Annotated in this window: 20 protein-coding genes and 1 riboswitch; of the genes, 9 read left to right on the top strand and 11 right to left on the bottom strand. The window is 35.4% G+C overall.

Going from position 1 to position 20,746, the window contains the following annotated elements; all coding sequences use genetic code 11:
- The first annotated feature begins 38 nt into the window (after nt 1-38).
- The 3 genes from QME58_10630 to QME58_10640 are packed head-to-tail and all read left to right on the top strand — an operon-like array spanning nt 39 to nt 3,027.
- Entirely contained in the window at nt 39-170 is a 132-nt protein-coding gene (locus QME58_10630; protein ID MDI6804282.1) for a DUF1684 domain-containing protein, read from the top strand.
- A 7-nt stretch (nt 171-177) separates the two neighbouring features.
- Entirely contained in the window at nt 178-1,410 is a 1,233-nt protein-coding gene (locus tag QME58_10635; GenBank protein ID MDI6804283.1) for a PP2C family protein-serine/threonine phosphatase, read from the top strand.
- Nucleotides 1,411-1,425: 15 nt separating this feature from the next.
- Entirely contained in the window at nt 1,426-3,027 is a 1,602-nt protein-coding gene (locus QME58_10640) for an ATP-binding protein (GenBank protein MDI6804284.1), read from the top strand.
- Nucleotides 3,028-3,063: 36 nt separating this feature from the next.
- Here the strand turns inward: QME58_10640 and QME58_10645 are convergent, their stop codons facing one another.
- The 6 genes from QME58_10645 to QME58_10670 form a co-directional block, all read right to left on the bottom strand.
- Nucleotides 3,064-3,462: a PIN domain-containing protein gene (locus QME58_10645; protein ID MDI6804285.1), complete on the bottom strand. Its 399-nt coding sequence runs from the start codon at nt 3,460-3,462 to the stop codon at nt 3,064-3,066.
- Nucleotides 3,459-3,671, bottom strand: coding sequence for a DUF2281 domain-containing protein (locus tag QME58_10650; protein MDI6804286.1), 213 nt, complete (start codon nt 3,669-3,671; stop codon nt 3,459-3,461). The genes QME58_10645 and QME58_10650 overlap by 4 nt, the downstream gene beginning before the upstream one ends.
- A 188-nt stretch (nt 3,672-3,859) precedes the next feature.
- A complete protein-coding gene (locus QME58_10655) occupies nt 3,860-4,990 on the bottom strand; it encodes an alanine racemase (protein MDI6804287.1) in 1,131 nt (376 codons plus the stop codon).
- 13 nt (nt 4,991-5,003) lie between these two features.
- Nucleotides 5,004-7,082: a M1 family aminopeptidase gene (locus QME58_10660; protein ID MDI6804288.1), complete on the bottom strand. Its 2,079-nt coding sequence runs from the start codon at nt 7,080-7,082 to the stop codon at nt 5,004-5,006.
- Nucleotides 7,075-7,593, bottom strand: coding sequence for a hypothetical protein (locus tag QME58_10665; protein MDI6804289.1), 519 nt, complete (start codon nt 7,591-7,593; stop codon nt 7,075-7,077). The genes QME58_10660 and QME58_10665 overlap by 8 nt, the downstream gene beginning before the upstream one ends.
- On the bottom strand, nt 7,577-8,080 hold the full coding sequence (locus QME58_10670; GenBank protein ID MDI6804290.1) for a DUF2085 domain-containing protein: 504 nt from the start codon (nt 8,078-8,080) through the stop codon (nt 7,577-7,579). The genes QME58_10665 and QME58_10670 overlap by 17 nt, the downstream gene beginning before the upstream one ends.
- Nucleotides 8,081-8,163: 83 nt before the next feature.
- On the opposite strand from QME58_10670, the gene speB reads away from it, so the two are divergent.
- The 5 genes from speB (at nt 8,164) to QME58_10695 (ending at nt 13,371) form a co-directional block, all read left to right on the top strand.
- Nucleotides 8,164-9,066, top strand: a complete 903-nt coding sequence (speB, locus tag QME58_10675) for an agmatinase (protein ID MDI6804291.1) — start codon at nt 8,164-8,166, stop codon at nt 9,064-9,066.
- Nucleotides 9,067-9,142: 76 nt separating this feature from the next.
- Nucleotides 9,143-10,093, top strand: a complete 951-nt coding sequence (locus QME58_10680; GenBank protein ID MDI6804292.1) for an ATP-binding cassette domain-containing protein — start codon at nt 9,143-9,145, stop codon at nt 10,091-10,093.
- A gap of 52 nt (nt 10,094-10,145) precedes the next feature.
- On the top strand, nt 10,146-10,856 hold the full coding sequence (locus QME58_10685; GenBank protein MDI6804293.1) for an ABC transporter permease subunit: 711 nt from the start codon (nt 10,146-10,148) through the stop codon (nt 10,854-10,856).
- A 17-nt stretch (nt 10,857-10,873) separates the two neighbouring features.
- Entirely contained in the window at nt 10,874-12,457 is a 1,584-nt protein-coding gene (locus QME58_10690; GenBank protein MDI6804294.1) for a Gldg family protein, read from the top strand.
- Between the two features lie 17 nt (nt 12,458-12,474).
- Nucleotides 12,475-13,371, top strand: coding sequence for a DUF4340 domain-containing protein (locus QME58_10695; protein MDI6804295.1), 897 nt, complete (start codon nt 12,475-12,477; stop codon nt 13,369-13,371).
- A 37-nt stretch (nt 13,372-13,408) separates the two neighbouring features.
- Here the strand turns inward: QME58_10695 and rsmI are convergent, their stop codons facing one another.
- The 3 genes from rsmI to dut are packed head-to-tail and all read right to left on the bottom strand — an operon-like array spanning nt 13,409 to nt 15,750.
- Nucleotides 13,409-14,089 (bottom strand): 16S rRNA (cytidine(1402)-2'-O)-methyltransferase, encoded by a 681-nt coding sequence (rsmI, locus tag QME58_10700; protein ID MDI6804296.1) that lies wholly within the window; start codon nt 14,087-14,089, stop codon nt 13,409-13,411.
- A 1-nt stretch (nt 14,090) separates the two neighbouring features.
- Nucleotides 14,091-15,305: an AI-2E family transporter gene (locus QME58_10705; GenBank protein ID MDI6804297.1), complete on the bottom strand. Its 1,215-nt coding sequence runs from the start codon at nt 15,303-15,305 to the stop codon at nt 14,091-14,093.
- 1 nt (nt 15,306) lies between these two features.
- The gene (gene dut / locus QME58_10710) at nt 15,307-15,750 is read right to left on the bottom strand and encodes a dUTP diphosphatase (protein MDI6804298.1); all 444 of its coding nucleotides are present in this window, start codon (nt 15,748-15,750) and stop codon (nt 15,307-15,309) included.
- Nucleotides 15,751-15,887: 137 nt separating this feature from the next.
- Between dut and QME58_10715 the strand changes: the two genes are divergently transcribed.
- Nucleotides 15,888-17,888 (top strand): response regulator, encoded by a 2,001-nt coding sequence (locus QME58_10715; GenBank protein ID MDI6804299.1) that lies wholly within the window; start codon nt 15,888-15,890, stop codon nt 17,886-17,888.
- 43 nt (nt 17,889-17,931) lie between these two features.
- Here the strand turns inward: QME58_10715 and QME58_10720 are convergent, their stop codons facing one another.
- Nucleotides 17,932-19,857, bottom strand: a complete 1,926-nt coding sequence (locus tag QME58_10720; protein MDI6804300.1) for a TonB-dependent receptor — start codon at nt 19,855-19,857, stop codon at nt 17,932-17,934.
- 122 nt (nt 19,858-19,979) lie between these two features.
- Nucleotides 19,980-20,175, bottom strand: a riboswitch (cobalamin riboswitch).
- 73 nt (nt 20,176-20,248) lie between these two features.
- On the bottom strand, nt 20,249-20,746 hold a 498-nt coding region (locus tag QME58_10725; GenBank protein MDI6804301.1), incomplete at its 5' end, for a hypothetical protein.

A 20,746-nucleotide genomic window follows, 5' to 3' on the forward strand; every position in this document is an offset into this window, starting at 1 on the left:
CTTAAATATACAAAAAAAAGTATTCAATAAGTCAATTTTTGGAACCGCCCTTAAATAAGGCGCACAATCCATATTGTGCTTATTCTACAATTTACACCTGCCCATTGCCTCGCGAAGAAGATTTTTTGAAGTTTGAAGTTCGTGCCGGCGAAATGAATTATCACCAATAAAATTATTATGCACATACGAAAGCTATACAGAACAATCGAAAATCTCGCTTCCCAATCATCTTCTAATACAGAAGAATTGCTCACATCTATAATTCATGCGATAATCCATTCAGAAGATATTAAAATAAAAGGTGGCCGGTTATGGAAGTTCAACACAAAAACGAATTCATACACTTTAAAGTATCAGGAAGGCGACATCTCGAAAATTAAACCTGCTTATCAACTCAAGCTCAAAGATTATCCGCTTTTCCTGGAGTTACCAAAATTAAGAACATTTTTAGCTACAGAAACAGACCATTATTTAAGGAAAAAAGGAATTTTTCAATACTCGGCTACCGGTGTTGGTGAAAAAATAAAACATCAAGGCAAAACGCTCTACAAATATATACTTGCATTTAATACCGACAATGCCGACAAAAGTTTTGTAGATACACTCAATATTATAAGCGTTTCGCTCACTAACGTCATCAGGAGCAAGCAGATCGAACAAAAAGCAAAACAATTAGAAAAAGATTTGGACAAGGCGAGCGAAATTCAAAAAAGTATTTTGCCCGCGCATGAAGTAAAATTCCACTTTTATGATATTTATGGTGTATCATTGCCTGATCAGGTAGTAGGTGGCGACTTCTTTGATTATCTTGAATCGGAAGATTCTGAAGATAGACTCGGCGTTGTAATCGCAGACGCCGCAAGTAAGGGTCTCTCCGCCGCTGCCCAAGCTTTATATGTATCGGGGGCGCTCCACATGGGGTTTGGATTCAACACAAAAATGAGTACGCTAATCAGCAAAATCAATAATCTCTTGAACCACGTGTTTAAAGAATCAAATTTTGTTACTCTCTTTTATTGCGAGTTGAGCAACGATAAAAATGGTTTATGTATTTTTACCAATGCAGGGCACAATAACCCAATTTTGTACCGGCAGGAAACTAATACGTTCGAAACACTTGAAACTACCGGACAGATATTAGGACCCTTTCCGGATGAAAAATATAAAACAGAAAGCACCTTGATAAATCCGGGCAACGTGCTTTTGCTATATACAGATGGCGTTACAGAAGCGAGAAACGAATTCGGTGCGATGTTCGGTGAAGACCCTCTAAAAGAAATAATACGAAATAATCATTCACTGTCGCCAAAGGAAATATCACAAATAATATTGGATCGATTATTTTTATTTGAAAAACCTAATCCACATTCAGATGATAAAACCTTAGTAATTATTAAACGTAAAAATTAAAAAGAATAGACACAAATGGAAACTAAAAAAATAATCGCGACAATCAAGTCTGTCTCAAGCAATCATGTAATTGCAATTATTGATGGTGATCTCAATGTTAAAGCAATCGAATCCGATTCTCCTTTCAGAATAGGGCAATTAGGATCTTATGTTTTTATCCCTTGCGGCGATTCTCAAATAATCGGACTTATAACAGATAACCGGAAAGTTTCTTCTAGTCAAGGATTGATTTCTGAAGCTATAGAAAAAACTGAAATTGTCATTCAACTTATAGGTACACTGGTTAATAGTAAATTTGAAAAAGGTGTAAACAGATTTCCGGTTGTGAACGACAAGATTCATTACACAAATAGAGAAGATTTACAAATAATCTTTTCATCATATCGTGAGCAGCAATTTTCGATTGGTGATATATCCCTATTAAAGGGCGAACGTCTTTTTATGGATGCCGACAAATTTTTTGCCAAACACATTGCTGTGCTTGGCTCAACGGGTTCAGGTAAATCGTTTACCGTATCTTCAATCATACAAAAAGTAGATAAATTAGAAAACACTCACGTCATAATACTCGATTTACACGGTGAGTATGGAGCAGCATTTAAAGAGACTGGAAATATTATTAAGTTAGCTGAATTAGAACTTCCTTACTGGCTCATGAATTTTGAAGAAATACAGGAAACTTTTATAGATGAGAATGAGCAGCACGTGAACAATCAAATGATGATTTTAAGAGAATCCATTGTCGATTCCAAGAAAGCGAAAAATTCTGCATTAAAAGAAACTTTAACAGTTGATACACCTTTGTACTTCGACTTTATGGATGTACGCGTAAGAATGCAATCGTTGGACGGCGAAAGATTATTAGGCGGTAAGGAAGGACCGTTTTATGGCCAATTTACCAGATTCTTAGTGCGTTTGGACAGTAAATTAAACGACAAAAGGTATGAATTTTTATTTAAACCGAAAGCATTTCGTTCATCCGATACTTTGGCTCCATTGATGTCGAAAATACTTGGTTTCGAGAACGACAAGCGTGTTACGGTGATAGACATGAGTGCAGTTCCTTTTGATGTAGCTAATGTTTTGGTTTCGCTGCTTGGAAGAGTAATTTTCGATTTTAATATTTGGAACAAAGACCGCAGGAATTTACCGATTATGATCGTATTCGAGGAAGCACATGCATATCTTTCTGCTGCACTCGGATCGCGCGGTAGGTCAGCCAGAAAAACAGTTGAACGCATCGCAAAAGAAGGACGCAAATATGGTGTTAGCTGTATGATTGTAAGCCAGAGACCTGCTGAAATTTCCGAGACCGTTCTTGCTCAGTGCAACAACTTCGTTACATTGCGATTGATTAATCCTCACGACCAAAACTATATCAGAAAACTTGTCCCTGAGGCGATGGAAAATTTTATCGACGTCCTCCCTACTCTCCGACAAGGTGAAGCTTTCATACTTGGTGATGCGGTTGCGATTCCTGTTCGTGTAATGATCGACAAACCAAACCCGGAACCTGCAGGTGCTGATATTAAGTTTTTTCAGAAATGGCAGAAACGTGAAGGCACAATCGACACTAAAGATGTAATTGACAGATGGTGGAAACAGATTAGGTCGTAAAGAACGTTCACTCTCGGAAAACGTGCGACTTACTTCCTAAATAATTTCTGCAGGGGTTTTTCTTCCAAAATCCGTCTTGTCGAAATCTTTATCAAAGCTAACTACAGTTAAATTAAATTTTTTGGCTAAATAATATTGGTATGAATCGTCAAAATCTAAATTGAACTGCACAGACGCTTGTACTAAATTTTTTATCTCTTCCATATTCAACGATATGACTATTATCCCTGTACCAATAATCATATCGTAATAGAATTGTTCGAATACGTTATGTTGGTTTCTCTGGAACAGTAACAACCCAATCGAGTGTAATGAAAAATCAGTAATGAATAATTGATTTCCTTGAACGTTTGTTAAAAATGATTTCGCTTCTTCCGACTTTTCTTGAGCAAGAATTACCTCAAGTATAACATTCGTATCAACTAGAAATTTCATTTCTCTTTTATCCTTAACTTATATATTTCATGTTGAAGTTCTACGGATGTGTATTGTGCGCGTAAGTCGCTGAGCGCTCCCTCCCAAAGGAATTCCGGTTTCTTCTTTGTTTTATTTTGATATTTATTTAAAAGAAACCTTATAAAATCCAAGGCTTCGTCCTGTAAATCAGGTGGCAATTCGTGTATTAATTGTTCTATGTTATTCATAATGTTCCCAATATTTTTACAGTTAAATATATGATAATTAACGCATCCTTGCAAATTTTCCGTCCGTTTAGAAAATTGTACGTCGTAAAACTTGATACCCTCCCAAAACGTGCGACTTACTTCCTAATTAAAACTGTATTTGAAAGTGAGTCGTATGTTTTGTTTTCACCTTCGGGAGTTTAGCACAGTCATCTGCCTCTGAGAATTTTCCATTTCTCAACAACTTCATTATTTGAAACTACTTTATATTCATCAAACATCGCTGCGGTAAGACAGGAGTGGTTTTCTAAAATCCGAACTTTTGAACTTACTCTATATTTTTCTTTAATCGCGATAATTCGATCAGCAACTACTTTCCCATGTTCTTGAGTTAGTGATTTTATCTTTAGTTGTTCGTTAATAATTTTTGCTTTATAATCCTCGAAGATTATTCCGTAACTGTAATCATTTTGTAAATGAATCGGACCTGCATCTTTCGATAAAGCTAAAGCCCCTGAGTCAATTATAAAATAATCCGCTTCGGGTTGGTGCGAAATTACAGATGATAACACTGTCAGCGCACAATTATCTAGTTTGCAATTCCCTAAAAGGAGTTGTGTGTAATCGTAAAAAACATAATTGCCGGGACGGATTTCAGTTACACCATCAAAATTTTCAGAAACAGAAATAGTCGGTGTTGAACCGATACTTACTGCTGGTATTTCGATACTCTTCTTTTTCATTCTTTCAACGAATTCTACCATTACCAGTCGTTCCTGTTCAGCAATATTTTTAATTTCATCTCTCGTTTTTGCCAGATATGAATGACCTGCATGTGTGAGTATCCCGTCGAAAATAAGATATTTAGATTCAACCAAAATTGTTGCTAATTCTTCAGCAGAATTTAATTTAGGATTTACGCCCGACCGGTGTTGACCGCAATCTATTTCAAGCCAGACATGAATTTCTTTGCCGCGCTTCAGACATTTGGTTTCTAAATCTTCAAACGCTTCCAAACTATCAATTAATACTCGAAAAGTAATTTTTTCGGAAAGATTCAGAGCATCATCAATGTAAGCGGGAATAATCGGAAAAGCCCACAAAATATCGTTAAAACCTGCATCAGCAAATATTACCGCTTCATAAAATGTGGAAACAGTGATTCCTTTTGCGCCTAACTTAACCTGGTCTTTTGCTATCTCAATACATTTGTGAGTTTTGATATGCGGGCGTAATCCAACTCCAAAACGATCCGCTCTGTTTTGCATCGCAATCAAGTTTTGTTGAAGTATATTTTTGTCGAGTAAGAGAGCAGGAGTTTTAATTTTATCTAATGTCATTTGAAAATTACTTTCACTTAATATCAACAACTAAATCATCATCCTTCACTTCCCAAACTCCTTTCGTAATTATTTCTTTTTCATTCAGAATGACATAAGAAGCATCGTATGGCATCAGGTGTGGCGAAGCTGCATCGGTTAACGGAACTATCCAGCACATTAATCCTGAACTTAAATACGGATTATCGATGGTCTGTATTATCGCTAAACTATCGGAATATGTTTTGTTCTCAATCGTGATTGAATTTTTATTAGGTTGTTTTGGAAATTTGGGTGCAATTTTATCGGCAACAATGTTTTCAGTAATGTTTCCGTAAACAAAAACTCGCTCGTTTTGCAAATCGCCGAGTGTTGCCGAAGTATCTTGAATAATTTTCAGATACCAACCTGCCTTATCCATTTCGGCGGAATCCCGTTTGGCTAACTCCAGTAACTTAGTATATCTTGGATTCCCGGCAGCAGTACCGACCATCATCACACCGTCAGCAGGGTCACGCAAATCGCTCAATTTGACTGGAAGTTTTTGGTGTTTTAATATATTGCCATCAGGGTCTAATATCATACTCGTCGGTTTTAATTGAGAAGTAAAGTTGAATGTGATCTCATTCCGGTAAACATTCAACGAATCGAATCCTAACCAGAATGTTTTTTTAAGAACACCTTCCTCAGTTATTAAACCAACCTCAACGGGAGTTGTGAACCGTTTTTCGTAAGCGACTAAACGGACTCTACCTTCAGTGAACCAATGTTCACCACGTTCCGATGTTTTAACTGCATAGATTTTTATTTTTGGAATTCCTGTTTGCTCGCTCCATTGTTTAAAAAACCAATCCAAGTTTGTGTGCGAAATATTTTCAGCAATCTTTTGAAAATCTTCTGAATTTGAAATCTGCAAAGCTCTCTTTGTGGCGAATTCTCTTAAAACCAATTTGTAAATTGAATCGCCGACTATAAGCCGTAGCATATTGTGAACATAAGCAGCTTTTAAATAATGAGTTGGCATCGAACGCAAATCGGCTTTACGGCGCAAAGGTAAATCTTTTCCCTTCGCTGAACGCGAGAGGAGTGATCGCAAAAGGGGAGAATTTTTTAGAGAATCGCGTGCTAATTTTTCGGAACTCCATTCACTAAATAAGATAGAAGAATATTCGCACAAACCTTCGGAAAGCAGGGCGTTGTCGGCTTCGTTTAAAAATACAGTCAGCGGCCACCATTGATGTGCTACTTCGTGTGGTAATATTGTATTCACGTTATTAAAAGAATCACCTGTTTGAAATGCTTGCTTCTTAACCAAAATTACTGAAGGAAACGCAGCAGCGAGTACCGCCCTCCCTGCTACCCAATCTTCCACTTCAACAATTGCAAGCTTCGAAAATCTATAATGACTAAAATTTTCTGAATAAGTTGAAATTGTTTTTTCGAGTTGAGAGATGATGCGATCACTATACGCGGAATCTTCATGAAACAGGTAAGTTGAGAAAGAGTAACGATTTGATATTTTGGATCGAACTGAAAAATTGCCCCCACAAATCCACCCTAATGTTTGTACAAGTTGATCGCTTTGATAAGTAAATGTAGTAGAATCGTTTTCAGTAGATTGGTTAATCAACTCTCCGATTGCGATAACACTCCACCCGTTGGCCGCTTGAACAGTGAGTCGTATAAATTTATAGGATTTTGTGCCTAACGGAAATATTTCATTCTCGTGGAGAAGAGCGTTAGATTCTGAAAGTTCTGAGAATTCAGTTCTTCGCTGAAATATGCCATTGTAATTCAGTACGATTTCCGCATTCTTTTTAAAAGAAGCGGATATTTTCAGCACTTCCCTTTGTTGTTTATACTTTAGCGGCCGCCCTTCGGAATAAATGGTTTCAATTTTAAGAAGAGGATTTAATATCAGTGATATTTCGGAAAGAATATTCTCTTTAAACCTAAATGAAATAGTGTCGCTAACAGAAATTACCGATTCTTTTGGATACAATTTTATAAAAGCTTTGTGCCCGACAATTTCGTAATTGTCAGGCACTTGAGCATTCATTGAGGAAAATAAAAATACTAAATAGTAAAAATGTTTTACAGCCTTATCAAACATTTTGTTCGTAGGGTGGTTGAATCATAGTTTGTTTTGGTTTAAATATATTGTAACCGATTAACCCGCCGAGTAATCCGAAAATGCTATTTAATATCAGGCTCGAGATAAGACTAAACATCACACTATAAATACTTGTAGTTTCTTGGAACGCCTGTTTGATTGCTTCCAAACTTTCTTCCGGGATTTCGATATCCATGTTTTGAATATTATCCATTACAAATTGACCGACTACATTTCCAAAAGTCATTAAAAAAACAACGTCGAGAACTGTTCCGACAAAAGCGCCAACGATTCCCGCATAAACTCCTACTGTCAAACAATCACCCTTCGAAAATGGTTGTGTATCGGGAGTATAGTTTTGTTTGTAAAAAAATACCGCAAGAACTCCGCCTCCCATTATTCCTGCACAGCAAAGGCAATTAATTAAATTCAAAAACGGAACAGACGATATTATGCCAATAATAATTCCTCCGTAAATAGCAGGAATAAACTTATCAGGTTTTTCGTACATATATTTTTCCTCTCAAATGTTTGTTAAATAGTTCGTTTAATGCTTGTTGGTAAGTTGGATATATAATTAACGTCGATAATATTCCAAAAACGAGTCCGCTGGATGTGCGTGTAAAAAGATTACTCGAATGAATGCCTAAATAATTTAGTGAAATATCTAAAAGCATTGGCAACGATATGGTGAATAAAAACAAAACAGGATATTTAATATTAATATTTTTGAATATTAATGATAAACTTAAAAGACCTACTAAAAAACCAAAATATATTCCCGAACAACGGGCACAAACGGTAAATTTTTGTCCGTCAATATGAAGTGAACGAGAATCGTATTGATGACAAACTTTCCCGAAAAAAGTATATGATGCATTATTATACGTTTGAGAAAAGGGATTAGAATCGCCAACAATCGCAGGTGATATAACAAGTAAACACCAAGCTGATGTGAGTATCAAAATCAGATAATATGGACGGATAAATTTCGGCATTAAATTCATAGCAAAATTAATGTAAAATGATGAGAGAAGCAAATTTGAATTGTGCCGATTTATGAATATATTTCTGCACATCTATGTTTAAAACACTTAATATCGAAAGCAATTATTTAGGCATCGTAGAAGAATTTTCATCCTTCGAAAAATCAAAAGTAGTTATTCTCCCTATTCCTTACGAAGCTACAGTAAGTTACGGTGGCGGCACAGCGAAGGGACCTGATGCGATTTTAGAAGCTTCGCATTATGTTGAATTTTATGATGAGGAAACCGGCAGGCAGGTCTATAAAGAATTAGGAATTGCAACTGTAGAACCAATAAATTTTTTGGATTTGAACGAAGAAGATTCTCTCGGAAAAATTTATCAAGCAAGTAAAAAACTATTACAGCACGATAAATTCGTAATAGCACTCGGAGGCGAACACACAATATCGCAAGCTCTGATTGTTCCGATTGCAGAAAAATATCACAACTTATCAATCCTGCACATAGATGCTCATTCCGATTTAAGACATGCTTATCAAGGGAATAGATTCAGTCACGCTTCTGTTATGGCGAGAGTATGTGAGTATCTAAATCCGAAAAATATTGTTCAAGCTGCGATTCGTGCTCAATGTAAAGAGGAAGCTGATTTCATACAACAAACCGGTATCACGACAATCTATGCTCACGAAATTCGTGGAGGGAAATATAAACGCATGACAAAAGATTGGGACGATTATGCAATCAGCAAATTAACTGACGAGGTTTATGTAACATTCGATGTTGATGGCTTTGATCCTTCGATAATGCCTGCAACGGGAACACCGGAACCCAATGGATTATACTGGGATGAAACAATGCGGCTGTTAAAAAAATTGGGTAAATCAAAAAAGGTTGTCGGATGCGATGTTGTTGAGCTTTCGCCAATGGCTGGACTACATCATCCCGATTTAACAACGGCTAAGTTGGTTTCAAAAATGGTTAATTATTTTTTAACTTAAATCCAATTTGCATTTTTTTTTCCAAATTATTATATTTTCACCGCATTTTTATTAATACTTAACAATCAGGCAAAATATGTCGATAATTGTAAATAATTTATCAAAACATTACGGCGATGTTAAAGCAGTTGATGATATTTCGTTTGAAATTCATCACGGAGAAATTGTCGGCTTCTTAGGTCCAAATGGTGCCGGCAAAACTACAACGATGCGCATACTCACATCCTATTTCGCATCAACTTTCGGAAATGTTTCTATCGAAGGCAAAGATATTCGTCAAGAATCACTTGCAACTCGAAAAATGATCGGCTACCTTCCCGAACACAATCCTCTTTACCCGGATATGAACGTGATTGATTATCTTGAATTTGTTGCAAAACTTCACGGAGTAAATCGTTCTAATATTGCCAAACGCATCCGGGAAATGATTAACGTGTGCGGCATTAACGGTGTAAAGCACATGGATATCGGTCAACTTTCGAAAGGTTACCGGCAACGTGTCGGACTTGCACAAGCTATGATTCACGATCCAAAAATATTGATTATGGACGAACCCACAAGCGGACTCGACCCAAATCAAATAGTAGAAATCAGGAACCTCATCAGGCAAATTGGAAAAGAAAAAACAGTGATATTGTCGACTCACATCCTGCCCGAAGTGCAGGCAACTTGCAACCGTGTTTTAATAATCAGCAAAGGAAAAATTGTTGCCGACGGAACACCCGCTGGACTGCAGAGTGGTTTTCAGGGAAGTGAACGGGTATTTGTTGAGTTGGAAACACCTGATAATTTTACTTTCGAGATGATTCAAATACGCCTCAATACAATTCCGGCTATCAAACAAATAACTCTTCTCGATAACCGCGATGGTCTGATGCGAATCAAAATCGAAGTCGAAAAAGGTATTGATACACGCAAACAAATTTTTCAGCTCTTTGTCGCTAATAAATGGAATTTATTAGAACTCCATCGTGAACAAACAAGTTTGGAAGATGTATTCCACGAACTAACATTAGAAGCAGCATAAAACAGCTTCGCTGAAATGAAAAATGAAAAATTAAAAATGAGTTATAATACATATGGATAACATAAAAACAATTTTTGCAAAAGAGTTACGGTCATTCTTCGATTCACCGATGGCTTACATCATTATTGTAGTTTTTGTAGGACTTTTAGGTTGGTTTTTTACAAGCAGTTTGTTTTTAGCAAACATTTCCACGCTGAGAACATTCTTTGAAACAGCCCCCTTTCTGCTTCTTTTTTTTGGTCCCGCAATTACTATGCGATTAATATCAGAAGAAAAGAAAGCCGGTACTATTGAATTGTTGGCAACAAAACCGATTAAAGATTTTGAAATTATAATAGGAAAATTTTTAGCCGGATGGGCACTGTACGCAATTGCCCTCGTTCCAACATTAATGTATTATTTTACTATTACTATGTTAGGGTCTATCGAACTCGGTCCGGTTGTGGGTGGTTATTTAGGACTTCTATTAGTCGGTGGAGTTTTCATCAGCATTGGAGTGTTTGGTTCAACTCTTACTGAAAATCAAGTTGTAGCTTTCATCGTCAGTTTTTTGTTAGTATTTATACTATTTATTCTTGATAAAATTTTATTATTTGTTCCCGGCGGTCTCGCTTCAATATTCGAATATCTTAGTATCGATTATCATTTCTCAAATATCGCACGCGGCGTAATCGACACACGCGACCTGATTTACTATTTCTCAGCAATCGGTATTATGATATATCTGAGCACAATAATTCTTAGCAAAAGACGTTGGGCATAAAATCGGAAGGTTATAAAATGAGTAAAAAAAGACAACAAGTATTACTACAAATATTATTGGTAGTCGGGATAATTGTTTTCATAAACATTATTTCAGTACGGATATTTACACGTCTCGATTTAACAAGTTCGAAGGCATATTCACTTTCAGATGCGAGTAAAAAGCTTGTTCAATCCCTTGAAGATAATTTTTTAGTAAAAGTTTATTTCACGGCCGAATTACCCGCTCCTTACAATAACAACAGACGAATGTTAAAAGATCAGCTGGATGATTACCGGGCTTACTCGAAAGGAAATTTTCAATATGAATTCATCGACCCGTCTGCTAATCCTGAACTAGAACAAGAAGCTCAAAGGTATCAAATTCCCCCCGTTCAAGTGCAAGTTGTTAAAGATGATAAACTTCAGATCGAAAAAGCTTATATGGGGCTTGTATTTTTGTATGGAGATAAGCAGGAACATATTCCTGTAATTCAAAATCTTGATAAATTGGAATACGAGATAAGCTCAAGGCTGAAAAAATTAACTTCTCATACTCAGTATAAAATCGGATTTCTTACAGGCCACGGTGAACCGAGTTTCGAACAGATGAAACAATTACAACAAACTCTAAGCGACATGTATGAATTAGTTCCTGTTTCTATCGCTAACGGTCAAGAACTTGCTTCCGATATTTCAGCTTTAGTTATTGTTGCACCGAACCAGAGTTTCACTGAAACCGACAAATATATCATAGATCAGTATTTGATGAGAGGTGGGAAAATTGCATTTTTCATAAACCAGATAGATGCTTCGCTGCAAAAACAGACAGGGCAAGCGCTATCATTAAACATCGAAGACCTTATCGAAAGTTATGGAGTTCGCATTAACGCTGATATGGTTCGTGATGCACGATGCGCTAATGTTACAATTCAACAGCAATCCGGATTTATGACTTTCCAAAGTCAAGTCCCGTTCCCTTATCTCCCCATTGGAAGTGAATTCAACCCAAACAGTGTAATTGTAAAAAATTTGGGACCGGTAATATTTCATTTCGTCAGTTCGATAGATACAAGTTTTGCAAAAGCCAAAGGTTTAAATGCAACTGTTTTGTTATCATCGTCGAACAAAGCCGGACGTATGCAAGGTATGTTTTTAATTAATCCTACAATGCCATTTACTGCCGATATGTTTACAGAACAGTTTATCCCACTTGCAGTTTCAGTTGAAGGTAGTTTTAAGAGCTTGTTCGCTGGTAAAAATGTTTCGCTCGATTCACTTGCAAAGCACGCGATTGATCAAACTAAAAAGTTAACTTCGAGTGTTCAAACTAAAATTGTAGTTGTTGGCGATGGCGATTTTATACAAGATACTTACGCTGGGACAAAAGATAATATGGTTTTTGCTAACAACCTTATCGATTGGCTTGTGGATGATATAGGGCTTGCCTCGATACGGACAAAAGAATTGGCAGTAAAACCACTCGATGAAGTTTCTGATGGGACACGAACTTTTGTAAAATCTTTGAATTTAGTTGTTCCCCCACTAATTATTGTTTTAATTGGAATAGTCCGCTGGCGTTTGCGAGTTTCACGTCGTAAACGAATTGAAATGTCTATCTAAAAAGTGTAGTGATGTATATGAAAAAAACAACTGTATATTTAATAACTTTATTTGTTATACTTTTTGCGATAACTTATTTTGTGATACTTCCGACCGAAAATCGCACAGCAAGTTACTCGTTGGATAATTCAATCTTTTCGATTGATTCTGCAAAAACCAATAAAATCAGTATCCGTAAGTTACAATCCAATATTACTTTCGAAAAGATTGAGCCTGAATGGAATCTTACTGAACCCATCAATTACAAAGCCGACCAAGAAGCTGTGTATTCGTTGCTGGCAGGCGCTTCTAAACTTAAAATTAGCAGCCTCATTTCTTCCAATCCGGAGAAACAAACATTATTTCAAGTCGATACTATAACGGGAATCGAGTTGAAATTTCAAGATTTTAAGGGAAACGGGGTTGCTTTGATAGTTGGTAAAATGGGTCCCTCGTATCTAGATTCTTACATCAGAGCAATAAATTCAAACGATGTGTATCTTGCAGAAGGATTGAACTCGTGGATGATAAACAAGGAAATAAACGATTGGCGTGATAAAACGATATTTCAAACTGACAAAAATTCAATAACAAAAGTACAATATGAATTTGAGAAAGAAAATTTTGTATTAGAGAAAACAGACAATAATTGGATGACCGGCAGCGACAGTATCGAGACTTCAAAAATCGATCAATTGCTTTCAACGCTTTCTGATTTTCGAGCCGAAGATTTTGTAGATAACGAACTTACTCTTCAGCACCCACAGTTAAAGATTGAAATAACAACCAACGATAAATCAAGTTTGGTTTTCTATCCAATGCCGCCCGATAGTTCGAGATATTGGATCGTTAGTTCATCATCACAGCAGATATATGTGGTTAGTAAATATTCCGCAAATCAAATCATTAAAACAAAAAAAGAATTCCTTAAATAAAAGGTATCGGACGAATATTATTTTTTAATAACATTCCTTATTCGTTCTTATTACCGATAACAATCACGTACTCCCCTTTTAGTTTTTTTTCAGAAGCTATATTATATAATTCTATTGCAGTTCCATAAAATATTCGTTCATCATTCATTGTAATATTATAGGCAACGCACAAACGGCGTGAATCCTTAAAAATATCTTTTAAATCTTTTAACAAAGGAATCAAACGGTAAGGAGTATCCATGAGAACAATTGTTCTATTTTCTTTTTGCAGTAAACGAAGTTCTTTTTTACGTTGTTCAGTTTTAGGAGAGAGCCAACCATAAAACACGAATTTATCGATATTAAAACCTGATACTATCAGTGCGGGCATTAATGAAGATGTTCCGGGTAGAGGGATAATTTTGATTTTTTTAACGATCGATTTTTTAACAAGTTCCCTTCCGGGGTCAGAAAAAACAGGAGTGCCTGAATCTGAAATTATTCCGATATTTTTTCCTCCCAACAACATCTGCAACAACTCGTCCGACTTATCTTCTTCGTTATGCTCGTTTAAATTTTCAAGAGGTTTATCAATTCCGTAGTAACGTAATAATTTTTTCCCCTCACGAAACTCTTCGGCAACAACAAGATCGACTTGTTTTAGTATTTCAAGTGCCCGATAAGTAATATCTCCGTAATTCCCTATCGGAGTTGCAATGAGATATAAAATACCCGACATATTAACTCATCCGATTATGTTCTTTATAAAATTTAATGGTCAACAGAATAATCGCTGTAGTCGGTATCGCAAGAATGAGTCCGATAAAACCAAGAAAATATCCAAACACCAACAGCGATAAAATCAGCATCACCGGATGTAATCCAACCTGCCTGCCCAAAATATTAGGCGATAATACTGAAGCTTCTAATATTTGTAACGTTCCGAATATTCCCAAAACAAAAACAATCTTAAGCCAAACAGGATCGCCACTGAATAGCGATACAATTAGTGCTAAAGTCAGACTAATCATCAGACCGATATACGGTATCAAACTTAGAGTTCCTGCAATAAAGCCTAAAACTAAAGGATAGTGAATACCAAAAATCCATAATAACAATGCAGCAATTGTTCCATGAATGAAGGCAACTGCTAATGCGCCGCGCAAATATCGCCCCATTAATTTATCGACTCTTGTAAAATAATTAATAATTTTCTCTCGATGGTCGTTAGGTATTAACGATTTTGTTTTTTCTATTATTTGAGGGAAATCTTTTAATAAATAAAATGTCAGGAAAGGAATGATTAGGGCATTAATTATTTGAGTAATTATATTTGATATACTACTGATGAAGTTTAGAACAGTTCCGATTATATTTTTTAAAATCGCCTCTAATTTAGGAGTTAATTGTTGAGTTAGTATGTCGCGCGAATATTCTATAGGAATACCATAGGCGCTTAACCAAGCAAATATTTTACCTTCCTTGATTTGAGTAACTAAATCTTTTGCGATATCTGCAATAACGAATAACATATTGTTAAACTGATGAAGTGTTGCAGGTAAAATAAAAACCATACCTAATGCAATAATACCAACAAATATCAGTATAAGAATTAAAGATGCAAACAAACGGGACACTTTGAATGATTCGAACTTGGATATAAGAGGATTTAATATGTATGCTAATAAAAATGCAATTACAAATGGCAAAAGGATATTACCCAATTCATGTATAAACCAGAAAGCAAAAAGAAGTCCAGCTAACCACATGAGCGTTTTGACATACTTATAAGAGCGTAGCGGAAATAACAAGAATTGAATAGCTAAAATAATCAGAACTGGTGAAACAACCGAGCTGATTGTGTAAATCAATAATCCGATTAGCAACAAACCTGCAATCAGAAATATTATATCTGAATACTTAATATGTTCTTCTATTCTTTTTTCGTGCTGCATATTAATAACCAGTGTGTCCAAAACCGCCGTTACCGCGTTCGGTTTCGTTTATCTGTTCTACTTCATCCCATTCGATTCTAACATAGGATGCAATAACTAATTGAGCTATCCGATCTCCATTTTTAACGACAAAATCTTTTGCACCCAAATTTTTCAAAATCACTTTAATCTCGCCCCGGTAGTCCGAATCGATAGTACCGGGAGAATTTAAAACTATAATATTATGGTTTATGGCTAAACCGCTTCGCGGTCGCACCTGTGCCTCGTAACCTTCGGGGAGCTCAATTTTTAAACCTGTTGGAATTAAATGCGAATCGTTTGGTTTAAGAATTACGTTGTTTTTTAAAGAGGCACATAAATCCATACCCGCCGAACCGGGTGTAGCGTAATTTGGAAGAGAAACTTTTTCGCCGTTTAGTTCTACTTTTTTTATAGGAATTTTCATTTCTTAGATATTTTTTCAAAAAATATACTGGAAATATTTATCAGATACAAACAAAATCATAAACTTGATATTTGATAAAAAACTTTATATCTTAATTCTAAATAACAGTATTTTCAATATGTATCAAGGGGTATGATATGGCACCAGAAGCGATTTATACTGATAAACGCGAAGCAGTTTCAAAATTTTTGAAAGAAGCTGATCTATTTATAAAAGCAAGAAACTTTGAGGCTGCATCAGAACTTGTTCAACAAGCGAAAGCAGTTGATCCATCAAATCCCTATGTTCTGGCATTCATAGAGAGGATTGAATATTTTAAAACGGATATTACTTCCCAGCCCAAAATGGCTATGGTGAGTATTCAGAATATAAAAGAAGATGCAATTGAAAAGCTTGAAAAACCCGGAGCGGTTACGACCGATAATTTGAGAGACAACATTGAAAAAGAGTTCCAAGCCAAATTTAAAGACGAATTGGTTAAAGTTGAAAAAGTTGTTGCCAAAAAAGTAGAACAAGAGAAACAGCGATTTGAACAGGAACGTATTAAGCTTGCACATCAATTTGAAGAACAAGTAAATAATACAAAAAACAAAATTGAACAAGAGTATCAGAATAAATTAGAGACAGAATTAGCATCCACTGAACAAAGGCTTCGCGATCAGTTTCTTGCTGAACAGTCTTTCTTAGAGACTGAAATGAAACAGCGTCTTGAGTTAGAATTCCAATCAAAGATCGAAGCAATTCAATTAGAACTCGAGAATAAATCCAAGATTTTATTAGTAAATGAACATAATGCCTCGCAGGAGAGGGAAAAAGAACTGACCTTACAATTTGAAGAAAGAATTAAAATCGAAGTTGAAAAACTTAAAGAAGAAAACGATAAATTAAAAATTGATACTATGCAGATGCAAACCGAAGAATTGAAGCAAAAGCTTACGGAAGATTTTCAACGACAATTAGAGAAAGAAAAAACCGATATTAAAATGTACTACGAGAATGAAAAGTCAACACTCGACCAGCACTTATCAGCTAAACAAAGAGAGTTAGAAGAACAGACACAAAGAGTTTTGGCAGCCGAATTAGCAAGAATTCGTGAACGCGAAAAAAATGAATTTTCAAAAAAGCAAACAAATTTAGAAGAAAGTATAAGAACTGAACTGAGTGCGAACTATCAGAACGAAATCGAATTGGAAAAGCAACGATTACACCAAGAATTTCAGAAATCTTTGGAAATTGAAGCTGATAAACTTAAAAATTCACAAGCTCAATTAGTTACAGTCGAGAACCAAAAGGTAGAAGAGGTAAGGGCTAATCTAAAAAAAGAGATGGAAACAAAGTTCATCCAAAAATTAGAACAGATTCAAGCACAATTTACACGAGCTTACGATTATAAGATGGAATTATTAGGTGTTCATATTCCTGAACAGCTGGAGGATAAATACGCTCTTTACAAAAAACGTCTAAAGGAATATTGGGCAGATGGACAACCGGAAGTTGAGCAAATTCATAAACTTATGGGATTAAAAGAGCTATTAGAATTATCATTCGAAGAACACGCCAATCTCGAAATTGATGTCCGTCATGAATTATACATTTCTAAAATTGAAGAAGCAATCAAGTTTAACAGAATAGACCCTCTGAATACCAAATATTTAGAAGAACTGAAACATATCTATCAAATCAATTCCGAAGAAGCATCAAAATTAGAAGCCTATATTCTCTCGTTGTTTATGAAAAAAAGTACAAAGGGTATAATTTTGGTAGCCGACGATGACGAACTATTGTTAAAAACTGTAGAACACGAGTTGGTCTCCCGGAACTATAAAGTTTATACCGCCCCTTCTGTACCCGATGCACTCCATATATTGCAAAACACTTCGGTAGATTTAATTATCTCTGATATAAAATTCCAAAACTCACAAATGGATGGCTTCAGTTTTTTCAGTTTGATTCAAAAACATCCGTTATTAAATAGAATTCCATTCGTTCTGATGAGCGTTTTGGGAGATGGTGGAATAATCAGATCCGGACTTCAACTCGGAGTGGATGACTACTTAACAAAACCGCTCGATATGGATTTGTTATTTTCGGTTGTAGAAGGAAAAATTAAAAGATACCGAAGTATGTCCTCGAATTAATTAAAAAACCCAATCTTTGTATAAGTATTGGGCTTTTGTGCATTTAGTATTCTAATCTCAACGTAAAACGATAATTTCTCAGAGGCATAGGATAATCGTTCATTACCTGATAAACTTTATCCAACATATTATTCACCTCGAATTTCACTGCATAGTTACCGTATTTTGTTTTGTAATTAAACGACAAATTTCCACTTATAACACTATACGGATATAACGATTTAGTATTTGCCTCATCTGCAAACAGTTTGCTGACAAACTGCTGATACAAATTGAGTGAAATAAATTCATAATTCAAATTTAAAGTTAACTTTGTAATCGACTCTGGTGTATAAATAATCTGCTTATTAAACGTCGGGTCGTTATCGCTGTCAGAATTCCGTTTCCTCGAATCAGTATTAGTATAATTTCCCTCAAATTCTACGTACTTATTTAGTAACCAGTTTAATCTAATCGAATATCCTTGAGATGAAACTTTTCCTATATTCACGGGGAAAAAAGTCCACATCGGTGTAGGCATCCAAATAATTTTATCACGTGTATCAATCTTAAAATACGAACCATCAATTATCAATCTACCCAAAACATCGAAGCCCTTATTTATTCCTATATCAAACGCTTTTGAGTATTCTGGTTTTAAGTTTGTATTACCTTTGTTTCCCCAGCCGTCGGTATAATACAAATCGTTCAATGTCGGAATGCGGTAGTTAATTCCGTAACTCGACCTGATATAAATATCTTCATACAACGTAGAGTTAAATCCGATTTTCGGAATTAACTCTCCATCGAAATGAGAGAACTTTTCGTATCTAATTGCCGGATACAAATTTATTTTTTTTAAATAGCCGGTTTCAAGTTCATAATTAATATTTGATGTAAGATAAATAGACTTTTGCTGTCTTTTATTTTTTGAGCTAAAATCAACTCCTTCTAATTTTCCCTCAGCATATTCCCCACCGGATGCTATTAATATATTTTGATCAATCTGATAATCAAACTGAGGATTGATGTTATAATGAAGATTTTTTGAGAACGAATTAATAAGCCAATCTACATCAGAATATTTTTGATGAGAATAATAAACACCCGAGGATATTTTAATATTAATTTTGTTTAATGAAGAGTTATTCATTATGAATTGGCCTGAGAAAGCCTTATCAGTTTGGTTTGCCTTGAGACTTGGGAATGATAAACTACCGGGAATGCCTCTATTCGAAATTGTGTACGAAGATACTAAATATAAATTTGTTTTGTCATATTCGAAATCTGTTGAAAAATAAACATTTTGTCGTCTGAAATCGGCATTTTCTCTTGTTTTTGTGATGTTAGAATCAATAAGAGTATATATATAATTATCATCCCCGTATTCATTCAAATAATTCACATTTAATCCGATTTGTCCGGGCAAACGATCAGAATAACCAACCTGATATTTATTATAATTGAATGAACCTTTAGTGGCACTTAAATTAAATTTCCTTTCATCGGAAGATTTATTGGTTAAAATGTTTACAACACTTCCGATTGCGTCGGAACCGTATAAGGCAGAGTTGCCTCCTTGAACTACTTCGACCCGCTCGATAGTTTCTGCAGGAATAAGAGATAAATCAACTAATCCGTTTTGGAAATTATTTATTTTACTGCCATTAAGCAGTATCAGGTTATGTTCAGCCGTTGTGCCTCTGATCGAGAGTGTTTTTAAACCGCCGGCAGTTCCATAATCTTTTATAAAAATACTGCTTGCATTTTGTAAAACATCAGCTAAAGTTAAAGCATTGCTGCGTGATATTTGTTCTCTCGTTATCAACTCGATAGATGATGGACTCTCGTTAATAGGAATAGCAAACCTTGTTGCGGTGATAGTATAAGGTTTCAGATAAAATATCTTAGATGAATCTAATGCCGATTGTTCAGCGGCAAATGATTGATTTAGAATGAAAATAGTTGAAAATAAAATTTTTCTGAACATATTAATCCTTTCGTTAATAGTTTAGATTTATGGAAATAAAAAACCCCGTCCTTTCGCTCGAATGCGGAAAGGACGGGGTATCATAAATTCTAATGATATCCGCACCTTTCCCGCGAAGGTTTGAAGTATTTAGTGATTCTGACAGGTCTCCTGGCTCATAGTCATAGTGTATTGAAGTTACCTTCCCATAGCGCCATGGCGCCACAGTGGCGAACTTCGTAGGGACTATTTACAGTTGCGGGGCAGCTTCCGAATTTAACGGAATTCCCTTAGTCATAATCGTTTATTAAAAGAACTGTTAGAACGTTTTACGTTCTAAAGAAAACAAAATTGCTGGCGTTAATATAAGCATTAGAGAGATAAAAGCAAATTATTCCACAAATCTTCTATATTAAGTTTCCTGTATATTATACATTTTACGATTGCTCGAATTAAATTCATATTTAACATCGAGTTCTAAATTTTCGAGAGTAAGTATTTTCCAATTATTACATTTATAAATATTCCTTCTCCCTTTCCTACCTGCAACAAAAACCTCATAACAAATTGCAAAATGATGTGCATCCTGGGTTACTTTACAATTACTCGATGGCGACAAATAAAATGACCTTTGAGTTGTGTTTACATTTATTATGTTGAATGTTTTACATTCTAAATAATTTATTCTGTTATATTTGTCAATAAATTCAATGTCAGGATAGCCCGTTGATTTCTTTTTGCCAGCTTTTGTGGCAGGCGTGTTGGCTTTATATCCGATTTCATTCAGGGCTTCTTTGATAAATGGTTCAATATCGTTTCCTACTTCGTTTGGTCGTAGTCGCAATATACCTTTGCTGTTAAGGGCGGTTCCAAAAATTGACTTATTGAATACTTTTTTTTGTATATTTAA

Source organism: Bacteroidota bacterium (genome assembly GCA_030017895.1).
In the GTDB taxonomy this organism is placed as follows: domain Bacteria; phylum Bacteroidota; class Ignavibacteria; order UBA10030; family BY39; genus JASEGV01.